At 40.3% G+C, this 18,829-nt stretch carries 18 protein-coding genes; 4 read left to right on the plus strand and 14 right to left on the minus strand.

Annotation, left to right across the window (positions count from 1 at the left end):
• Positions 1 to 48: 48 nt before the first annotated feature.
• Both motB and motA read right to left on the minus strand, forming a co-directional pair.
• Positions 49 to 855, minus strand: a complete 807-nt coding sequence (gene motB, locus BQ5321_RS19965; protein WP_071396147.1) for a flagellar motor protein MotB — start codon at positions 853 to 855, stop codon at positions 49 to 51.
• Positions 842 to 1,636, minus strand: a complete 795-nt coding sequence (motA, locus tag BQ5321_RS19970) for a flagellar motor stator protein MotA (protein ID WP_071396148.1) — start codon at positions 1,634 to 1,636, stop codon at positions 842 to 844. Before motA ends, motB begins: the two co-directional genes overlap by 14 nt.
• A gap of 826 nt (positions 1,637 to 2,462) precedes the next feature.
• On the opposite strand from motA, the gene BQ5321_RS24510 reads away from it, so the two are divergent.
• On the plus strand, positions 2,463 to 2,624 hold the full coding sequence (locus BQ5321_RS24510; protein ID WP_187143765.1) for a hypothetical protein: 162 nt from the start codon (positions 2,463 to 2,465) through the stop codon (positions 2,622 to 2,624).
• An 84-nt stretch (positions 2,625 to 2,708) separates the two neighbouring features.
• Here the strand turns inward: BQ5321_RS24510 and BQ5321_RS19975 are convergent, their stop codons facing one another.
• Positions 2,709 to 4,898 (minus strand): DNA topoisomerase III, encoded by a 2,190-nt coding sequence (locus BQ5321_RS19975; protein ID WP_071396149.1) that lies wholly within the window; start codon positions 4,896 to 4,898, stop codon positions 2,709 to 2,711.
• Positions 4,899 to 5,093: 195 nt separating this feature from the next.
• Here BQ5321_RS19975 and BQ5321_RS19980 point away from each other — a divergent pair, with 195 nt between their 5' ends.
• The 3 genes from BQ5321_RS19980 to mscL all read left to right on the plus strand — a co-directional run bounded on the left by BQ5321_RS19980 (position 5,094) and on the right by mscL (position 7,244).
• The gene (locus tag BQ5321_RS19980; RefSeq protein WP_071396150.1) at positions 5,094 to 6,326 is read left to right on the plus strand and encodes an aminopeptidase; all 1,233 of its coding nucleotides are present in this window, start codon (positions 5,094 to 5,096) and stop codon (positions 6,324 to 6,326) included.
• Between the two features lie 105 nt (positions 6,327 to 6,431).
• Positions 6,432 to 6,704: an acylphosphatase gene (locus BQ5321_RS19985; RefSeq protein ID WP_071396151.1), complete on the plus strand. Its 273-nt coding sequence runs from the start codon at positions 6,432 to 6,434 to the stop codon at positions 6,702 to 6,704.
• A 129-nt stretch (positions 6,705 to 6,833) separates the two neighbouring features.
• Positions 6,834 to 7,244 carry a large conductance mechanosensitive channel protein MscL gene (gene mscL, locus BQ5321_RS19990; RefSeq protein WP_071396152.1) on the plus strand — a complete coding sequence of 137 codons (411 nt, stop codon included), beginning with the start codon at positions 6,834 to 6,836 and terminating at the stop codon, positions 7,242 to 7,244.
• Positions 7,245 to 7,295: 51 nt separating this feature from the next.
• Here the strand turns inward: mscL and BQ5321_RS19995 are convergent, their stop codons facing one another.
• The 11 genes from BQ5321_RS19995 to nirB form a co-directional block, all read right to left on the minus strand.
• Entirely contained in the window at positions 7,296 to 7,823 is a 528-nt protein-coding gene (locus BQ5321_RS19995) for an acyl-CoA thioesterase (protein WP_071396153.1), read from the minus strand.
• A 121-nt stretch (positions 7,824 to 7,944) separates the two neighbouring features.
• Positions 7,945 to 8,484 carry an RNA polymerase sigma factor gene (locus BQ5321_RS20000; RefSeq protein WP_071396992.1) on the minus strand — a complete coding sequence of 180 codons (540 nt, stop codon included), beginning with the start codon at positions 8,482 to 8,484 and terminating at the stop codon, positions 7,945 to 7,947.
• 124 nt (positions 8,485 to 8,608) lie between these two features.
• Positions 8,609 to 9,940, minus strand: coding sequence for an oligosaccharide flippase family protein (locus BQ5321_RS20005; RefSeq protein ID WP_071396154.1), 1,332 nt, complete (start codon positions 9,938 to 9,940; stop codon positions 8,609 to 8,611).
• Positions 9,941 to 10,133: 193 nt separating this feature from the next.
• Entirely contained in the window at positions 10,134 to 10,832 is a 699-nt protein-coding gene (locus BQ5321_RS20010) for an ABC transporter ATP-binding protein (RefSeq protein ID WP_071396155.1), read from the minus strand.
• Entirely contained in the window at positions 10,829 to 11,641 is an 813-nt protein-coding gene (locus tag BQ5321_RS20015; RefSeq protein WP_071396156.1) for an ABC transporter permease, read from the minus strand. Before BQ5321_RS20015 ends, BQ5321_RS20010 begins: the two co-directional genes overlap by 4 nt.
• Before the next feature lie 66 nt (positions 11,642 to 11,707).
• Positions 11,708 to 12,259, minus strand: a complete 552-nt coding sequence (locus BQ5321_RS20020) for a nitrous oxide reductase accessory protein NosL (protein WP_234978431.1) — start codon at positions 12,257 to 12,259, stop codon at positions 11,708 to 11,710.
• A complete protein-coding gene (locus BQ5321_RS20025) occupies positions 12,256 to 13,536 on the minus strand; it encodes a right-handed parallel beta-helix repeat-containing protein (RefSeq protein ID WP_084786868.1) in 1,281 nt (426 codons plus the stop codon). The genes BQ5321_RS20020 and BQ5321_RS20025 overlap by 4 nt, the downstream gene beginning before the upstream one ends.
• 165 nt (positions 13,537 to 13,701) lie before the next feature.
• A complete protein-coding gene (locus BQ5321_RS20030) occupies positions 13,702 to 14,322 on the minus strand; it encodes a precorrin-2 dehydrogenase/sirohydrochlorin ferrochelatase family protein (RefSeq protein WP_071396158.1) in 621 nt (206 codons plus the stop codon).
• Between the two features lie 19 nt (positions 14,323 to 14,341).
• Positions 14,342 to 15,793: a uroporphyrinogen-III C-methyltransferase gene (cobA, locus tag BQ5321_RS20035; protein WP_071396159.1), complete on the minus strand. Its 1,452-nt coding sequence runs from the start codon at positions 15,791 to 15,793 to the stop codon at positions 14,342 to 14,344.
• Positions 15,794 to 15,875: 82 nt separating this feature from the next.
• A complete protein-coding gene (nirD, locus tag BQ5321_RS20040; protein ID WP_071396160.1) occupies positions 15,876 to 16,187 on the minus strand; it encodes a nitrite reductase small subunit NirD in 312 nt (103 codons plus the stop codon).
• A gap of 48 nt (positions 16,188 to 16,235) precedes the next feature.
• The gene (gene nirB / locus BQ5321_RS20045; protein WP_234978432.1) at positions 16,236 to 18,662 is read right to left on the minus strand and encodes a nitrite reductase large subunit NirB; all 2,427 of its coding nucleotides are present in this window, start codon (positions 18,660 to 18,662) and stop codon (positions 16,236 to 16,238) included.
• Positions 18,663 to 18,829 lie beyond the last annotated feature (167 nt).

Below are 18,829 nucleotides of genomic sequence, written 5' to 3' on the forward strand. Positions count from 1 at the left end.
CACTATTCTGAATAAACATAAAAAGAGGGTACAGGACCCTCTTTAATATTAACGTAACGTTTCATCATCTCTTGGTAGAATTAAGATCTCAACTCTTCTATTTTGCGCCCTGCCTTCTACCGTATCATTTGAAGCAATCGGCTGAAACTCTCCATATCCTTTTGCACTGAAGCGTTCTGGGTTTAAATTGTGATTCTCCAGCAGGAATTTCATAAAATTCACTGCGCGCATTACACTGAGCTCCCAGTTCGAGTCAAAGCGTGCATTTTTAATCGGAACATTATCTGTATGTCCACTGACGATGACACTTCTAGGTATATCCATTTCTAGCAACTTTGATATTTCATAGGCAATATTGATATTCTCCACTCGAACTTCTGCAACTCCTGAGTCAAACAATACATTGTCCCTTATTCTGACAGATAAGCCTTCAATCGTTAAAGAGGTATCTAACTGATCTTCCAGTCCATTTTCTTCAACATAGGAATTGACCCGACCTTGAATTTCCTCTAGACGCTTTTGTTCCGCTTGTTGTTCCTCTGTTAGTTCAGGCGGATTTTCTTCAGTATTATTGCCTTTTTCCTCATCCTGTTTTTGTTCCTTTTCAATCCCATCAGAGGAACCGCTATTTCCTCCTGGGACCGGACCTGGATATTCAAAAAAGCCTGTTCCACCTGTCATTAATTCATTGCTGAACGCATTTGATAAAGAATAAAATTTTTGAATATCAACTGAGCTTCCAGCAAAAAGAACAATAAATAATGCTACAAGCAGGGTTAATAAATCTGAATATGGGAGAAGCCATGATTCATTAATATGCTCTTCACCTTTTTTCTTTTTTTTACGCCTGCTCATTCTTCGTCACACCTTCAAGAAATTTACTTCTTTCGCTCGCTGGAAGATAGGAGGCGAGCTTTTGTTCAATGATTCTTGGTGCTTCCCCTTCCAAAATGGATAAGATTCCTTCAATCATCATATACTTTTGCTGTGACTCAATTTTTGATTTGCGTCTTAGTTTATTGGAGAACGGATGCCATAGCACATAGCCTGTAAATATCCCTAGCATCGTAGCAATAAATGCAGCTGCAATGGCATGACCTAAAGCATCTGTATCATTCATATTCCCAAGCGCAGCAATTAAACCAATTACAGCACCTAAAACGCCAAGTGTTGGGGCATATGTTCCTGCCTGTGAAAATATTAAGGCTCCTGATTCATGTCTTTCTTCCATCGCTTCTATTTCCTCTGTTAGAACATCACGTATATAATCAGCAGATTGCCCATCAACCGCCAGCGTCAAACCGTTTCTAAGGAAAGGGTCTTCAACCTCGTTTATCTTTACTTCAAGGGCAAGCAGACCTTCCTTTCTTGCTAGCTGTGCTAAATCGGAAAATGATTTAATTAACTCGGTGTAGCTCGTTGTTTTTTTCTCAGTAAATAAAATACCAAACAGCTTAGGAACTCTTTTTAACTCTGACATTGGAAATGCAACTGTAACAGATGCAACCGTCCCCATAATAATAATTAGGAAAGCTGCCGGATTCGCCAACGAAGATACAGCTACCCCTTTTAATACCATTCCGACCCCGACCGCAATAACCCCTAGTAGAATCCCAATTATTGTAGCTAAATCCATTTATATCACCCTGTCTTATCCAAATCTCGTTATGTTTAATATCGGCAGAACCTGAAGTTTCTTTAGCTGCTTTGTGGGATAAATCATATAAGTCTTGGGGATTGCTTTATAGACAGATAAAAAAAATAATGCTCCTGGGGTAAGAGCATCATCTTAGGGTTGTCCTATTTTACTATTAATTAGGGGAGGGGCCCAAACATTTGTCATGTGAATGTTTGAACAAGTTTATTATAGTATGATTTTCTTAGAAAAACTATGGATATTTTGTGAAATCATTCACAGAATGTCATTTCCAAATATCTCATAAAGCAAAAAAAATAATGCTCCCTGGGGTAAGAGCATCATCTTAGGGTTGTCCTCTATTAACTATTAATTAGGGGAGGGGCTCAAACATTTGTCATGTGAATGTTTGAACAAGTTTATTATAAGATGATTCAATAAATAAATCTATGGATATTTTGTGAATGATTTCACGTTTATGACGCTGTTATTATCTCTGTTCCTTCATTCAACTACCCTATTTTAACTTCATTCAGCAAATGCTTTTTTGTACCGAAAGCTTGCGACAGGTACAGAAGTCCTCTACTTCTACAAGTGGGATGAATGCAAATGGTACTTCGACTCTGTGGGGTTCAAGCCCCGGCTGAATGAAGTTAAGCCTCCGGCGGATGTCACGGATTTTTTAAAGGTAGTTTACCCGAGCGAGCTCAGGTAACCCGGACACAAATTCGACGGGCGAATTTGATTCCGCTCGCTTCTTTATCACTGGAATAATAATTGTTTTACCAACAGAAACTATCTATGCATCAGAAAGGAGTGAGCAAAAATGGGACGTGGCAAGAGTTTTGATCACAAAAAGAAAAATCACCCTGGAAAATTTCCTGAACACCTGGTTGAAAGACATACAACTGAAGCTCAAGAGGATGAAGAACTCATTGTAACTCAGGAGGCCTTTAAGAACCGGGTGGATCCAGAGGAAATGGATTAGAAAAAAGCTTGGAATCATCAATTGGAAAAAGGGAGAGTCCTGCACCAACATCCATTAGAGCAGGACTTTCCCTTTTATCTATAGTTAATCAAACTTCAGACCCTTTAAGGCCTCTGCTAAAGCATTATTTATAGGTTCCGCTTCTTTATCTTGGTTTTTCAAATACTTCTGAACGGTGCGTTTGTCTACTTTGCCAGCAGATTCCTTTTTACGCCGCTCCTGAAAAACAGATAGCTTTTCACGGTGCCCACATTTACATACAAAAATTTGTCCTTCTCCCTCACCACGAAGCTCCAATTTTTTACGGCATTGTGGGCAACGTGCGTTTGTTACACGCGAGACGTTTTTGCGGTGTCCACATTCACGATCCTGACAGACAAGCATTTTACCTTTTTTTCCGTTTACCTCAAGCATTGGTTTTCCACAGTCAGGACAGCTTTTTGTAGAAATATTATCATGCTTATATTTTTTATTACTATCTTTAATTTCAGCAACTATTTCTTTTGTATAGTTAATCATTTGCCCGATAAATACATCTTTTTTCAGCTTACCGTGAGCGATTTGGTCAAGCTTTTGTTCCCATTCTGCCGTTAAAGCAGGTGATTTTAGCTCCTCAGGTACTAAATCAAGCAGCTGACGCCCCTTAGAGGTCAGATGAATATCTTTACCACGCTTTTCAATTAAGAACGAATTGAAAAGCTTGTCAATGATATCTGCACGTGTTGCAACAGTACCCAGCCCTCCCGTTGATTTTAACGTGTCAACAAGCTGTTTGTTTTTTGTATCCATATATTTCACAGGGTTTTCCATTGCCGATAGTAATGTTGCCTCATTAAAACGTGCTGGCGGCTTTGTCTGCCCTGATGTTTGCATGATTAGTTTGACATTTAATGTATCACCTTTTTCAATCCGTGGCAGCACCTGTTCCTTTAAATCGTCTCCTGCTTCATCCTCTTCAAAGCGATTTCCGTATACTTCCTTCCAGCCCAGCGATAGTATCGTTTTTCCTTTAGCAACAAAGTTTTCATCATCGATCCTTGCACGAAGGGTTAGTTGCTCGTATTCAAAAGCCGGGAACAATACGGCTAGGAAGCGTTTGATTACTAGGTCATAGATTTTACGTTCTTTATCCGTGAAGGCTGAGTAGTTTACGTATTCTTCAGTTGGAATAATGGCATGGTGGTCCGACACCTTGCTATCATCTACAAACGATTTAGAGACCTTAATGGGCTTTCTTAACACCTTAGTTGTTAGTGTACGGAATTCCCCAATCCCACAAGCCTTCAGACGCTCCTGAAGTGTTGGAACGATATCTGAAGAAATAAAGCGTGAGTCCGTCCGCGGATACGTTAAAACTTTATGCTGTTCGTATAGCTTTTGCATAATATTCAGCGTTTCTTTAGCAGAGTAGCCAAATATTTTATTAGCATCACGCTGCAATTCGGTTAAGTCATAAAGCCCCGGTGAGAACGACTTCTTTGGCTTTTTCTCTACTTCCGTTACCTGCGCATTTTTTTTGCCTAGTTTGTTCACGATTCCCTCTATTTTTTCTTTATCAAAGCTGCGGCTATTCCCTTTTGTATCCTGCCAGGTCAGCTTTAATGCTTCCGTTGTCTGGGCTTCAATTCCATAATAGGTTTGAGATTTGAAGTTTTTGATTTCGTCCTCACGTGCTGCAATCATTGCAACCGTTGGTGTTTGGACACGACCGCAGTTTAGCTGAGCATTGAATTTCGTTGTTAATGCACGTGTTGCATTAAGGCCGATATACCAATCAGCTTCAGAGCGTGCGACAGCTGAAGCATATAAATTGTCATAGGCTTTACCAGGCTTTAGGTTTGCAAAGCCGTCTTTGATCGCTTTATCTGTAACAGATGAAATCCAGAGACGTTTAATCGGTTTATTGACTTTTACTTTATCAATAATCCAGCGGGCAACTAGCTCTCCCTCTCTTCCGGCATCTGTCGCCACTATGATTTCATTGACATCCTTTCGAAGCAACTGACTTTTCACTGCATTGAATTGCTTGCCTGTCTGCTTAATGACAGTCAATTTCAAGCGTTCAGGTAGCATCGGCAGATCTTCCAATTTCCATGATTTAAATTTCACATCATAGCTTTCCGGATCCGCAAGTGTGACCAGGTGCCCAAGGGCCCACGTAACAATGTATTTATTGCCTTCAAGATATCCATTTCCTTTTTGATTACAATTTAATACACGAGCGATATCCCGTGCAACAGATGGCTTTTCAGCAATCACAACACTTTTTGCCATAATATTACATCCTTTCGAATTTCCATAGGTAACAGTATAACATACGTCCACGATAGATTCAGTACAGTGAAATAACAGACCATTCAAGGTCTTCCGCCTTTTTTTTAGTTTGGATAGCCTTCTTATTTTATTTTACAAATAAGAAAAGCTACAATGAAGATAATCCATAATTTTATAATAAAGGAGCTGGATTTAGTGAGTGAATTCCAACAGAAATTAGAAAAATATGCAGAGCTGGCCGTTAAGGTTGGGGTCAATATCCAAAAAGGACAGACACTTGTCGTCAATGCCAATTTAGATTCCCGTGAGTTTGTACGTCTAATTGTGAAAAAGGCATACGAAACCGGAGCCAAGGATGTCATTGTCAATTGGAGCGATGATGTAGTATCGAGATTAAAATACGACATGGCACCTGATGAGGTTTTCTTAGAATATCCTGAGTGGCGGGCAAAGGAACAGACGTCTCTGGCGGAGAATGGAGCTGCCTTCATGTCCATCCTTTCTTCCAGCCCTGCCTTATTAAAAGGTGTTAATCCGGAAAGAATCGCTAATTACCAAAAGGCAGCTGGTACTGCATTACAGCAATACCGCAAGTATGTTCAATCCGATAAAATTAGCTGGACCGTTATTGCCGCACCGTCTCAAGGCTGGGCAGATATGGTATTTCCTAATGAACCAGAGGAAACAAGAGTAGAGAAGCTTTGGGATGCCATCTTTACAACAGTGAGAGTCGAGACAGAGGACCCGATTGCTGCGTGGAAGCAGCATGATGAAACCTTACATAAAAAAGTAGACTATTTAAATGCCAAGAAATATAAGAAGCTCCACTATACTGCTCCTGGAACCGATTTAACCATCGAGCTCCCAAACAAGCATATCTGGTGTGGAGCAGGCAGCATTAATGAAAAGGGCTTTGAATTCATGGCCAATATGCCGACAGAAGAGGTATTTACCGTACCCGTCAAAACAGGAGTAAATGGAACGGTTTCAAGTACAAAACCATTAAGCTATGGCGGTAACATCATTGATGAATTTATGTTAACTTTTGAAAATGGAAAAATCATTGATGTTAAGGCGAAGGAAGGCGAGGATATTTTAAAGCAACTTGTTGCTACAGATGAAGGATCTCATTATTTAGGTGAAGTAGCACTTGTGCCTTATCACTCACCTATTTCAGAATCAAATATCCTGTTTTTCAACACATTATTTGATGAAAATGCTTCTAACCACTTGGCTATCGGAAGCGCTTATGCTTTTTGTATTGAAGGCGGCAAAACGATGTCACAGGACGAATTGCAAGAAAACGGCTTAAATCAAAGTATTACACATGTAGACTTTATGATTGGCTCAGACAAAATGGACATTGACGGAATTACAGAGGACGGGAAGGTTGAACCTGTATTTAGAAACGGTAACTGGGCTTTTTAAAGAAGATAACTTTCCTCAAGTAAAAAAGCAGTTTGTATATTGCATCACATGCCGATTTATGGGAGGATAGGAGTAAGAGCGCAAAAGTTAACCGGAGGGGTAAGAATGATCCAGTTGCATATTATTGTATCTGGAAAAGTACAGGGCGTAGGCTATCGTTACTTTTCACAAATGAAAGCTGTCCAATATGGAGTAACAGGTTGGGCAAAAAACTTAGCTGATGATTCAGTAGAAATTATAGCTGTAGGGAGTAAGGACCAGCTTGATCCATTCGTAGAGGAACTTCGTATTGGCAACCCCTTTTCAAAAATTACTGATATGGAAATAACAGAAAGCGAAGTCACTGAGAACTTTCATTCATTTACTATTAAATATTAATCGAAAGAAATGGGATTTAAAATAACCGTATAACTATAAGGAAGTCTGTGATATCTTTTTTCATAAATATCACAGGCTTTTTTAATGAATATTAATACTAGCTAAAAATAAAAGGAGTGGAAATTCGAGATGTGGTCTGAATTCAAAAAATTTGCCTTAAAGGGAAATGTATTAGATTTAGCCGTCGGCGTTATCATTGGTGGTGCCTTTGGAAAAATAGTCTCCTCTCTTGTCGAGGACTTAATCATGCCGCTTGTGGGGATTTTACTTGGAGGTGTAGATTTCTCAAAGCTCGAATATACCTTCATTGACGTCAATATAAAATATGGAGCCTTTCTGCAAACTGTAGTTGATTTTTTCATTATCTCTCTCTCGATTTTTCTCTTTATTCGCTTTCTGAGCCGCTTCAAGAAAAAGGAAGAAGCTACCGAGGCTGCACCTGTCATTGACAAAACAGAGGAATTATTAGCTGAAATTCGAGACTTACTTAAGGAGAACCAAGCGATAATATCCCGAACAGACGAAAAACATGAATCATAATAAAAAGAGCATTAAGGTGACTGTACTACAGTCTCTTTAATGCTCTTTTTATTATTCAGCTCTGTTTGACCACGGATAGGTCGTTCCAAATCGTTTAGCTCGTTCTTCACTATCTTTTCTTCTCTTTTTACGTATTTCCAGTCTTTCCTTTGCGGTTTCGTGTAAATGCTTTTCTTCCTCTGTCTGAGGAATAACCTGAGGGACCTCAGACGGTTTACCAGCTTCATCAAGTGCAACAAAGGTTAGAAAGGAAACGGCACATACATGTCTCTCACCACTCACAATATTTTCAGAAACAACCTTTACGAATACCTCCATAGATGTTCTGCCTGTATAAGTTACGTATGCTTCTAGACAAACTGAATTTCCTTCGTGAATAGGATAGAGAAAATCAACTGAATCACTCGATGCAGTCACAACCGGCTTACGAGCATGACGCATTGCTGCAATAGCAGAAATATCATCAATGTATGCCATCAGCTTTCCACCAAACATCGTTCCGTGTATGTTTGTATCAGGAGGTGAAACAAGACTCGTTTTTACTGCTAATGATTCGCAACAATATTTACCATTTTCCATATTAAGTGCTCCTTTTAGTTCGTATGTATTTCTTTCAATCATACCAAACTCTATCGGAATACAAAATATGGGGAAATACCTAGTCTAAAATTTATTTGCATAATAACATATAATTCCAGTCTTAACTCAATAAAATGACCTTTTTACGCAATTGATCTTTTGCACGTTTCATCCTGGTTTTCACCGTTGATAAGGGAAGCCTTTTCTGGTCACTAATCTCAGCCAGTGACCAGCCGCAAAAGTAATATAAAAACAGCGGCTCCTGATATCTTTCCGGCAGCTCACGAATTGCCTTAACTAGTATCTCCTTAACATATTTATGAAAAAATCTTTCTTCAGGTGCATGTGGCTGATGATGCTCTTGCTGATAATACAAATGAACCTTTTCTTCCCAAAATGCTTTTATTGATATTTCCTTCCGCCAATAATCACGACATTTGTTTATCGCGATTTTACAAAGCCAGCTTTTAACCTTTGCTGTATTTTTTAATGAAGAAAAGCCTACATATGCTGATAGCATCACTTCTTGATAAAGATCCTCTGCTAATTCCCTCTGTCCAACTATTGAGTAAAGATATCTAAAAACGCCTACTCCATAATCTCGAACGATTTCTTCAAACTCCATCTTCCTACCAGCATCGACAACAGGCAGTGTCAGCATTGGATTCAACCTTCCGCCTCCTCGTATAGATTCATTCCTATTTGCGTTTCTCTATCGAATAAAATTAGTTATTCTCATTAATTAGACGTAAATTATCCTGTTCCTTCCTAAAAAGAAAAATATTTCAGGAAGACTTTACTCGACTAAGCGGTAGCATGAAAACAGAGACACCGATTTTTTTACATACCGCAACGTAATGCAGCAAGGTTAATAATATCGCTTCTGTATTAATGCCAATAATCACTCCGTCCATCTGAAAGCTTGCCTTCGAGCCAAGGAAATAGATGATGAGAAAGGCTGTAATGGTTGCCCAAACGGCATGTAAAAAGGCTTCCTTCATTAATCCAAGACCTATTAGGTAAGCCTGAAGGGGCAAGACAAAAAAACGGAAAAGAAAGCATGGCCATAATAGCTGCAAATAACGAGCAGCACCTGTAGAGTGAAAGAAGGTTGTGGTTAATGGTTCAGCAAAGAAATAGCATACGAGGACAGCCGGTATTCCATAAGCAAAGGTTCCCAGCATCACCTGCTTAAGCAGCTTTTGCAGGTAGGCTGTATTCCTTTCTGCATTTGCTTTTGATATCGTCGGTATCAGCATAATCAATAAGGAATGTGAAATAAAAGTTGGAAAGGAACCAATCACCATCGCGATTCCTGCTACCATACCAAACTGCTCTGTCGCGATATCCTTGCTGACACCTGCATAAAACAGCGCCCCTGTAATTAAGAATGGCTCTAATGCAGAAGTAAAGGCATGAAAAACCCTTAGAGCTGTTGTTGGGACAGATACTTCCATTAAATTTTTCATAACCACTTTACTATGAAGCCTTTTGGACGGTTGTTTTTTCATATAGTGGTACTGAACCATGAATACATGGAATAAATAGACAAAAACAACAAGGTCGCTACCAATAAGCGTACAAAAGGCAATTAGCACTGCGGCTTTAATCTCAAAATCAAAAAGATGGAATAAGTAAACCAGTAAGAGAAGCTGCACTAATTTCCGCAGAAAGTTAGAAAGAGCAATTTTTCCCATATCTGATTTCCCCATAAAATAACCTCTGGCAATTGAGGTGAAGGAGACAATCGGTATGAGAATCAGAACCAACCACCTGAAGATAGGGTGGTACTGATCAAATGCAGGGACGAATGGTAGAATGATAGATACTACTACCATTAAGATGGCAGTCATCATTATGGTCCATTTTAGAACATGACTTAACATGCTTTGATGAATTCTTTTGTCCCGTTCCGCAATAAACTTTGAAATGGAGACAGGCATCTCAAAGCTGGCAAGAAGGACAATTAAAAAGACGGTCGGCAGGATGGCCATATACATACCGAGTCCTTTTTCACCCAGCTCCCTGGCCAAAACCATATTAATAATAAATTCCACGACTTCTCCAATACAGGCTGCAGCAATAAGTAAAAGAGTTCCTTTAAAAAATGAATTCATACGCCTCTCCTTTATTCTAATTCCAATATTGGAATATCCCACACCTGTTTTAGGAAACTGATATTCTATACAGCATATGAGACAAGTCCTCAGGATATTAATAAGAAGCGAAGGAGAATAAAATAATTGCTGAAACACAAAAAGACTCGCATACGAGAATCTTTCCTATGCGAGTCCATATGTTTACTGCTTTTTATACTACTCGTTGAAGCTTAAGGAGCTCCATAACTACTTCTTCCTTCGATGTAAGCTCTGTCAGCTGCTCCATGACTTTTCCAGCCTTCATAAAGAGGATACGGTCAGCTGTTTCAGCGGCGACATCCATCATATGGGTTGAAAAAATGACGATTGTTCCACTATTTTTAATGGCTTTGATATGCTGTACAAAGGCATTTACCCAATAGGGATCAAGTCCATTTGTCGGCTCATCGAGGAGAAGTAGTGCTGGCTTACCCAACCAGGCCTGACCAAACAGGAGACGCTGGCGCATCCCTTTTGACAATCCTGTTATTCGGTAATTGCGCTGCTCTTCTAAGCCTACTAACGCAAGTACCTCCTCAACTCTTTTTTTATTGATTTTTCGTAACGATGCATAAAACAAAAGGAACTCTCTTACTGTCATGGTAGGATCTGCGAGAAAATCATCCGGCATGTAGCCGATTTGCTCTACATACGACCTTCGATGGCTCTCTAGGCTGATGCCATTTAACGACACAGTCCCACTCGACGGCGCTAATATCCCAGCAATAATAGAAAGAAGCGTACTTTTCCCAGCTCCGTTTCCACCACTTAACACAATACATTCGCCTTTATTAGCCGTCAGCGATAACGGTTCTAGCACCTGTTTCTTCTTATAGTTCTTAGATATATTCTGCAATTCAAGCTGATTCATAAAGCCTTTCTCCTTTCCAGTCGCCACGCTGAAAGGAAGAGCAATAGTCCCGAAAATAATAATAAATAGAGAATAAGGATCGGAACAGCCATATCCTTTTTCAAAAATGTGACAAGCATATCATAGGCCTGACCGAAAACAGAGCCTCCGTCCATTTGGACAACAAAAACGACACGAAGCAATTCAGCCGGATTCACCCATAATAACCCGTGCATAACCGGTGAAATCATCGTATAGGGAACAAGATTCAGCACGCTGATTAACGCTGTCGGCCAAATCATAATCAAGACAAACCAAATGGCGACTGAACCTGCAAGAGCCTGCCATCTGCTTTTTGAAAAAGAGCCCATTACAACACCTATTACTAAAAAAACTGCAAGTAATAGAAGTGCAAATACATAAACGGCCAGTATCCATTTCAGACCGATACTAATTTGAAAAACTAGTGCTAGTGTAAGACTAATGCCAAAGCTTAATGTAAAGATAATAGTTTGTGCCATTAATTGCCCAAGCGTCTTGCCAACTAGAAAAGAAAACGATGAGATAGGATAAGTGGTTAATAGCTTCCATTGTCCGTTTTCCTTTTCGGAGGCCACCGCGAATGAGCCGATAATCAGCATAAACAACGGCAGCAAATAGAGCAGTAGATTAACAGCTGCACCGGTAATATTTGTATAGCTTGTAACGGCAGGCGAATTTTTAACCAACATAAAGATCAAAAGCAGTACGAAGGTCCATAAAAAAAGAAATACATAAGAGGTTTTTTGACGTAGTGTCATTCTCCATTCAAATCTCCCAATTGTCCACATACCATACCCTCATTTCAACAAAGAGTTCCAGGCATTCTCATCCCCTTAGTGGTGAGAGTGCTCCATTCATTCACTATCATGATGAGATTCTTCAGCTTCCCCATGATCATGAGAATGCTCAGAAGCTCCTGCTCCCATTTCCTCTTTTATCTTCATCATCATGTCATTATTCATGTCCCATTGGTGATTGTCGAGTTCAGCACTTGTCATCACCTGCGCATTAATTTCACTAGCAAAATCCGTAGCTTTTTGTTCATTTGCAAAGGAAATGACGTTATAAGCCATTGGTGTTTTGATGGACTCATCATAAACATAATAAGCGTCTTCTAAAAGAATCCATTCTTTTGTTTCATAATCACGGACAAATTGTGCAGCTACTTTCTGGTCTTTATTTTCCTTCACCCATAAAGCCATACAGCCAATATCATCAAAGGTATGGGTTTTTCCATTTTCTAGCGTTAACTGTGTCGCAAATTGATCATCTACGACAGACATATGACATTGGATACATTTATCATTTTTTTCATCAATTGCTCTCGGCTCTATCTCCTTAGACCCGCACCCTGAAATAATGAATAATAGCACTCCTGACAAACATATGAGCAATAATTTTTTCACAAAGCCTTCCTCCCCCATAAGAAATAAAACAAACTGACTAATAGCATCGTCAGACTCACTAGCCACAACCACCCAACCGACACCGCTTCCGGCTCTAACGCTTTGGTAGCAGTCATTTTTGGTGAATCATCTCGCAATAAAGCTTCCTCCTGACTTTTCAACAGCTTTTGCAGCACAAGCATTCCCGGTGCATGAAAAAACAGTTGAAATTCAGGGGCAGAGTTTGTAATCGATAAAAAGTAAGGATCTGAGGTGTATGGGATCATGCTTACTCCATTTCCCTCTGCATCTAACTTCATCGAGGAGTCCCAATAGTTCTCATAAATATGATTATCCTGACTGTTAACAGCTTGTGAGTCATATACATTTCCAATCATACTGTTATCTCTTATTTCATTTTCATGGAACTCCCTTAATTGCATCCCGATAAAGTTTTGAGCAACTAGATTGTTTTCAAGCAGATTTTGATTAGAGGTATCTAAGAATAATCCGACCCGGTTATAGCTGATATTATTATTTCTAATTACGGCATTGTAAGTATCGTATAACAGCAGTCCCTGAGCGTGAACATTTTCATTATTGGAAACCAATTGATTATCCTCTACCACCGTATCCTTTGTACTCATAATCATGGCTCCAGTCGTGTTTTCACTGGAATGATTCCCCTTCAGGACATTGCCGTTAGAAAACATAAGATGGTACCCATAACGTGCATGTGTAGCCTTATTTTCAATCAATTGATTGCCATGGCTGTTCTCAAGATAGATTCCATCATAGACTTTATCAATGGTAGTATTGGTTATCAGATTATCTGAGGATTTCCAAAGGTCAATCCCATTTTCATTTCCTTGCCCCTTAATCACTACACTGGAAATGGACGTTGCAAACGCTTCATCCAATTTAATTCCAAATTGTACGGTGTTAATTCGAATATTATCTAAAGTATGATCCGCCCCTTTTATAAAAATAGCTGCTGCTCCCCCAGTAGCATTGCAGCTTTCAACCTGTAGATTCTTAAGTGTAACTCCATTCCCGTTCATTGTGATAACCGCTTCATCTGTACAGTTTGAAATGATGGTCCTAGCTGTCCCTTCAATTGTGATTGGCTTCGTTAACAACAGAGACTCTTCATATACGCCATCATCCAACACAAGCTTCCCGCCACTTGGTGTTGCATCAATTTGTTCCTGCAGACCTTCTGCCGACGCCGCAACTGCGGGAACTGATAGAAAAGTCAGCAAAAGCATACCAAAAAACAAGAGGTTCCATCTCGTCACTAGCTCATCCCCTTAAGAAATGTTAACCAGTATAACTGTATCAACTACTTGTGTGAAAATTGTGAAATATGTATGCAAATTTATCTACTAAACGTAAAACAAATAAAAACCCGGTGCCTGACACCCTAAAAAGACAGAAGCGCTTTAGGGTGTCAGGCACCGGGTTTATGATTTCAGATACTTAGATAGCAATTCTTGGAAGTCATTTTCTCGATTGATACTATTTAAGAAATTGTCCTCCGTAATGGCTGTTAATAGCTGCTGCTTTATTTTTGCATCGGTTACTTCTCGAAGAATCCATTTCCGGCTATCATACAGGAAATCAAGATATTCCTTATAATCCGCACCATACTTCTTCGAAAGTTTATGCTTAATCTTTTTCGCCAGAATAGGGCTCGCACCGGATGTTGAAACCGTTATGCTCAGCCTTCCTTGTTTGAATGATGATGGAAGAATAAAGTTCGATTCCTCGGGACGGTCGGCAAGGTTGATTAACTGGTTAGGTCCTGCTGCCTTTTTCACTGCCAAGCTGACCTCAGGATGATTCACCGCCGAAATGATTAGAAAAGCTTCTGTAATGTCATCAGAGGAAAAGCTTTTTTCCTTCCATTTAATTGTACCCAGCTGTTGATAATGGTACAGTCCCTCAGTCAGCTTAGGGCTGATAACGGTAATATCCGCTTTTGCCTCTAAAAGCCCGCGGACCTTTCTTTCCGCTACCTTCCCGCCGCCAATAACAACTGTCTTTTTGCCTTCCAAATTCAAATTAATTGGGTAATATTCCATCCATTATCACCTTCATCCATTAACCATGCTGTTCGATCTTTTTGATTGCCTCGATTAAGGCCTCTCTTGTTGGTGCTTCTGCCGTTGCAGCTGGGTCTACGCCGTAAAATTGCGCTGCCATTGTCGACCGCTCCCCCATACAAATGACCTTGACTCCCTGAAGAAATTCTTCTGGGAAAAGGTCCACAACTAATTCCTCCTCAAAGAACATTTTGACCGATTGTGCACTTGGAAAAATAATACTATCCGGCTTTGCATCGGTAAGAATTCTTTTTAGAATCGGTAAATACGTTTCATCAACAACCTTTTCGCTCGTGATTAATAGGTTACAATTTCTATATTTATGTGCAATACGGCTGTCTCCTACAACCAGGAGGGTTTCATTTTGAAAGAGATGGTCAGTAACATCAGCTAGCAAGCCCCTTTCCTTCAAGGCGTTGACCGTCTTCTTGGATAATCCATATAACTCAGCAGATAGACTGCGTATATCAATCTGTTCTTTCATTAAGAGCTGGAAAAACTCTTCCACACTTTCAACAGAGGTAAACAGGATTTCTTCATAGAAAGAAAGGTGATGTAACACATCGTAATTAACCGGAACCTCAGCATTTTTCCATTTTGGAAATTCAATCACATCTGCCCCTTGCTCTGTCAATGACTGAGATAGCCCACTTGAATGGATACCTGTTCTTGCCAATAGGATTTGACGTCCAACTAATGGTTTTTTCTCAAACCAGCTAATCTTTTCACGCAATGAAACAATATCTCCAACAAGAGTAATGGCGGGATTACTGAATTGCACTGCCGATGCTCGTTCCGCAATCGTTGACAGCGTCCCCTCCAATGTCTTCTGTCGGCTAAAGGTACCCCATTGAATCAAAATCACAGGGGTATCTGGTGATTTGCCATTCTCCATCAAGCTTTGGCAAATATACGGAAGGTTTTTGACCCCCATATAAAAGGCAATCGTATCAATCCCGCTCGCAAGTGCCTTCCAATCAAGGACCGGCTTTCCTTCCTTCGATTGGTCATGTGCCGTCACAACGGCAAATGTCTCGCCAAATTGTCTATGAGTTACCGGTATACCTGCATAAAGTGGAGCGGCAATGCCAGAGGAAATCCCTGGTATCATCTCATATTGGATACCTGCGGCCGCTAACGCTTCAGCTTCTTCACCAACACGGCCAAAAACACCCGGGTCGCCACCCTTCAAGCGAACAACTCGTTTTCCTTCCAATGCTTTATCCACTAATAGACTATTAATCCCATCCTGCCTAAGTGTATGCCGATCAGGCAGCTTCCCGCAATAAATCAGTTCACAGCCGAAAGGTGCAAAATCAAGTAATTTAGGATTTGCCAAACGGTCATATAAAATAACTTCCGCCTGCTTAATCGCCTCGAGCCCCTTGACGGTAATTAAGCCAATATCTCCCGGTCCTGCGCCAACTAAAAACACTTTTCCCTTGTTCATATATGGTCATCCTTCCAAAAATACAAATATACAAAGGAGGGTGTCCATTATGACACCCTCTACATGTTTTTCTCTTTTTACATTATACAATAATATAGACTTTGTCATCGGAAACTTCTAGAGGGAATATCTTTACCTGACCAGTGTCCGGTGCCTGAACCTGTCCATCCGTCAGCGAGATTTTCCAGTCATAAACTGGACAGAATACATATTCACCACTGATAAGACCGTCTGCCAATGTACCTCCCTTTGGATGCGGACTGCGATTTTCAATCGCACGTACATCTCCATTTGTTAACCGAAACAAAACAATTTCCTGCCCTTCAATCGTAAATACTTGACCGGTTCTTTCCGGAAGAGTGGAATAGTTTGCTAGTTCTATTCTACTTGTCATAGTCTTTTATCCACCTATCATTTCTATTTTTTCATTTTCATTAAAAATCTATTTTACTGGAACCCTAACTTCCTGTTTTTGATAATACTTATCTCTAATGTCCTTATTTTGAATGGCTTCCTGCCATGGCTCACGATAGCGATCAAGCGTTTTATCCATACGCTCATTTAACACCTGTCTTGTTTCCCCATCCGCCAGCACTTCTTTGATATGGTCAAGACCTACACGCTCAAGCCACTTGGATGTACGTTCTAAATATTCTGCTGTTTCACGATAATATTGAAGATAAGCACCTGTCAGCTCCATAGCTTCTGCTTCTGTTTCTACCTGACCGAGTAAATCCCCGGCACGAAGGTCTGTACCGCCGTTACCACCGACATAAATTTCCCAGCCTCCGTCTACACCAACAAAGCCGATATCCTTAATGCCTGCCTCTGCACAGTTGCGCGGACAGCCTGATACGCCCATTTTTACTTTATGAGGTGTGTCTAGACGCTCAAACTTCTTTTCTAGTTCAATTCCGAGCCCCATTGAGTCCTGCGTGCCATAACGGCAATATTTCGCCCCTACACATGTTTTGACGGTTCTTAAGGTCTTACCGTATGCGTAGCCTGACGGCATGCCTAGATCTTCCCATACACTTGGTAAATCTTCCTTTTTCAAGCCAAATAATCCGATTCGCTGACCTCCTGTTAATTTAACTAACGGAACATCATACTTTTCCGCTACTTCAGCGATGGTTTTCAAATCCTTTGCGTTTGTTACACCGCCATACATTCTTGGAACAACCGTATAGGTGCCGTCCTTTTGAATATTGGCATGCATCTTTTCATTAACAAGACGTGAATCACGGTCATCTTGGTAGTCTTCAATGTTAATCATGCCTAGATAATAGTTGATGGCTGGGCGACATTTAGAGCAGCCTTCCTCATTTCTCCAGCCCAACACATTCATGACTTCCTTGACACTTGTTAAACCTTTTTCTTTTATTTCTGTCACCACTTCATCTCTGCTTAATTGGGTACAGCTACAAATGCCGGCTTTCTTAGCAGATTGATCATATTCATCACCGAGCGTATAAGCTAAAAGGTCTGAAATAAGCGATTTACAGCGTCCGCAGGAACGTCCTGCATTTGTACAGCTTCCGACTTCATCTACCGTTGTTAGATTATTAGCTTGAATAGCACCGACAATTGTTCCCTTTGTAACCCCGTTACAGCCACAGACAAGGTCATCGTCAGCCATGGCTGCAACATCATTTGAAGCATGGGCATCACAGCCTGATGAAAGAATAGAAACACTTGTTAATCCGCTAATGTCCTCTTTTTTATTCAGCATTCTGAATAATCGCGTACTGTCTTGCGTATCACCGTAGAGAACCACTCCGGTAACATGATGATCACGAATTAATACTTTTTTATAGACACCGTCAAATTCATTATGGACTTTAATGGCTTTTGTTGACGGGTCGTCCATGATTTCACCGGCGGAAAATAAATCAACACCGGATACCTTTAATTGAGTCCCAAAGACAGAACCTTGATAGGGGTCAGGCATTTTACCAGCCAAAAATTCAGCAAGGACCTTTCCCTGCTCATACAATGGAGCCACTAATCCGTAAACTATTTCTCGGTGCTCTGCACATTCACCGACTGCATACACATTAGCGATGCTGGTTTCCATATAATCATTAACTACAATACCACGGTTAACCTCTATGCCACTTTCCATTGCAAGTTTTACATTCGGCTTAATTCCCACCGCCATCACAACAAGATCGGCCGCAATAGTCGACCCATCCTTAAAGCGAAGCCCTGTTACTCTTTCCTCCCCAAGGATTTCTGCGGTTTCTTTTTCCATTAAGAAGTTCATGCCTTGTGCCTCGAGTTCTTTTTCCAGCATTTTAGAAGCAGTTGGGTCAAGCTGTCTTTCCATTAAATACGGCATCAAATGAACAACATCCACCTCCATGCCAAGGTTTAGCAGTCCTCGTGCAGCTTCAAGTCCTAATAAGCCTCCGCCAATGACAACGGCTTTCTTATATGTGCTGGCTGCTTTAATCATGGTTTCACAGTCCTTAATATCACGAAAACCGGTAACTCCCTGTTTGTCTGCACCCGGGATTGGCAATATAAATGAATTGGAGCCAGTAGCCATAATTAATTCATCATATTCCATTACTCGTCCAAGGTTAGATACTACCTGTTTATTTTTTGTATCAATGGTAACAATCTCTTCGTCTGTGTATAGTGTAATACCGTTTTCACTGTACCAGGTCCAATCATTCATAATTATATCGTTAATCGTTGTATCTCCCTGAAGAACCGTAGATAATTGGATTCGGTTATAATTTGGGTGTGGTTCCTTTCCGAAAACTGTTATATCAAACATATTGGGAGCCAGTTTCAATAGTTCCTCTAACGTTCTAATTCCCGCCATCCCGTTACCAATCATCACTAATTTCCTGTTATTCAATGTTACAACCTCCTAATTCGCTTGTGTTTGCTCAATATTTCACAAATACTATTATTTACTGTTCTACACTTATATTAGGTTTCTGTCACGGGTTGGATTGTGATACAAATCACATTTTTGGAAACATGTTCACAACTTCACAATAACGCCAAATACTTTTCATAAAA

Origin of the sequence: Bacillus tuaregi (genome assembly GCF_900104575.1) — a bacterium.
GTDB classification, from domain to species: Bacteria; Bacillota; Bacilli; order Bacillales; family Cytobacillaceae; genus Bacillus_BD; species Bacillus_BD tuaregi.

Bases quoted from the DNA above. Each gene is read 5' to 3' on its own strand.
- BQ5321_RS24510 (WP_187143765.1), top strand. From the start codon at position 2,463: ATGGGACGTGGCAAGAGTTTTGATCACAAAAAGAAAAATCACCCTGGA.
- nirD (WP_071396160.1), bottom strand. From the start codon at position 16,187: ATGACAAGTAGAATAGAACTAGCAAACTATTCCACTCTTCCGGAAAGA.
- motA (WP_071396148.1), bottom strand. From the start codon at position 1,636: ATGGATTTAGCTACAATAATTGGGATTCTACTAGGGGTTATTGCGGTC.
- BQ5321_RS19985 (WP_071396151.1), top strand. From the start codon at position 6,432: ATGATCCAGTTGCATATTATTGTATCTGGAAAAGTACAGGGCGTAGGC.
- BQ5321_RS20030 (WP_071396158.1), bottom strand. From the start codon at position 14,322: ATGGAATATTACCCAATTAATTTGAATTTGGAAGGCAAAAAGACAGTT.
- BQ5321_RS19995 (WP_071396153.1), bottom strand. From the start codon at position 7,823: ATGGAAAATGGTAAATATTGTTGCGAATCATTAGCAGTAAAAACGAGT.
- BQ5321_RS20000 (WP_071396992.1), bottom strand. From the start codon at position 8,484: ATGCTGACACTGCCTGTTGTCGATGCTGGTAGGAAGATGGAGTTTGAA.
- cobA (WP_071396159.1), bottom strand. From the start codon at position 15,793: ATGAACAAGGGAAAAGTGTTTTTAGTTGGCGCAGGACCGGGAGATATT.
- BQ5321_RS20015 (WP_071396156.1), bottom strand. From the start codon at position 11,641: ATGTGGACAATTGGGAGATTTGAATGGAGAATGACACTACGTCAAAAA.
- mscL (WP_071396152.1), top strand. From the start codon at position 6,834: ATGTGGTCTGAATTCAAAAAATTTGCCTTAAAGGGAAATGTATTAGAT.
- BQ5321_RS19975 (WP_071396149.1), bottom strand. From the start codon at position 4,898: ATGGCAAAAAGTGTTGTGATTGCTGAAAAGCCATCTGTTGCACGGGAT.
- BQ5321_RS20005 (WP_071396154.1), bottom strand. From the start codon at position 9,940: ATGAATTCATTTTTTAAAGGAACTCTTTTACTTATTGCTGCAGCCTGT.
- BQ5321_RS20010 (WP_071396155.1), bottom strand. From the start codon at position 10,832: ATGAATCAGCTTGAATTGCAGAATATATCTAAGAACTATAAGAAGAAA.
- motB (WP_071396147.1), bottom strand. From the start codon at position 855: ATGAGCAGGCGTAAAAAAAAGAAAAAAGGTGAAGAGCATATTAATGAA.